General features: G+C 65.4%; 1 protein-coding gene. It reads right to left on the bottom strand.

All coding sequences use genetic code 11. The annotated features are described in order from the left end of the window. Positions 1–1,282: serine hydroxymethyltransferase (gene glyA, locus ACR0LZ_RS21125; protein ID WP_480752220.1), on the bottom strand; the 1,282-nt coding region annotated here is incomplete at its 5' end.

Below are 1,282 nucleotides of genomic sequence, written 5' to 3'. Positions count from 1 at the left end.
TCAGAGGTTCGGGTACAGGGGGAATCGGGCGCAGAGGTCTGCGACTTTGGCGCGGACCTTGGCTTCGACTTCGCCGTTGCCGTCCGGGCCGTTGGCGGCCAGGCCGTCGACCACTTCGACGATCCAGTCGGCGATCTGGCGGAACTCGGTCTCGCCGAAGCCGCGGGTGGTGCCGGCGGGGGTGCCCAGGCGGATGCCCGAGGTGACGGTCGGCTTTTCCGGGTCGAACGGGATGCCGTTCTTGTTGGTGGTGATATGCGCCCGGCTCAGGGCGGCGTCGGTGATGTTGCCGGTCACCTTCTTGGGCCGCAGGTCGACCAGCATCACATGGGTATCGGTGCCGCCGGTGACGATATCCAGCCCGCCTTTGATCAGCTGATCGGCCAGCGCGTCGGCATTCTTGCGCACCTGCTTGATATAGTCCTTGAACTCGGGCCGCAGCGCCTCGCCAAAGGCCACCGCCTTGGCGGCGATCACATGCATCAGCGGGCCGCCCTGGATGCCGGGGAAGATGGCCGAGTTGATCTTCTTGGCGATCGCCTCGTCATTGGTCAGGATCATGCCGCCGCGCGGGCCGCGCAGGGTCTTGTGGGTGGTGGTGGTGGCCACATGCGCATGCGGGAAGGGCGAGGGGTGCTCGCCCGCCGCCACCAGGCCGGCGATATGGGCCATGTCGACATGCAGATAGGCGCCGACCATGTCGGCAATTTCGCGCATGCGGGCAAAGTCGATCACGCGCGGAATGGCCGAGCCGCCGGCGATGATGATCCTGGGGGTGTGTTCCTTGGCCAGCGCCTCGATCTGATCATAGTCGATCAGGTTGTCCTGCTTGCGCACGCCGTAATGGATGGCGTTGAACCACTTGCCCGACTGGTTCGGGGCCGCGCCGTGGGTCAGGTGGCCGCCGGCATCCAGGCTCATGCCCAGGATGGTGTCGCCGGGCTTGGCCAGCGCCTGCATCACGCCCTGGTTGGCCTGGCTGCCGGAATTGGGCTGCACGTTGGCGAAATCGCAGCCGAACAGCTGCCTGGCGCGGTCGATGGCCAGGTTTTCGGCCACATCGACGAACTGGCAGCCGCCGTAATAGCGCCGGCCCGGATAGCCCTCGGCATATTTGTTGGTCAGAACCGAGCCCTGCGCCTCCATCACCGCCGCCGAGACGATGTTCTCGGACGCGATCAGCTCGATCTCGTCGCGCTGACGGCCAAGCTCCGACGCGATCGAGCCGTAAAGCTCAGGATCACGATCCGCGAGAGATTGGGTGAAAAAATCGTCGGTACGA

It is taken from the genome of Ruegeria sp. CI1, assembly GCF_056536925.1.
Note: the sequence above shows the minus strand (reverse complement) of the source record. Positions and strands in the feature narration are given on the sequence as shown.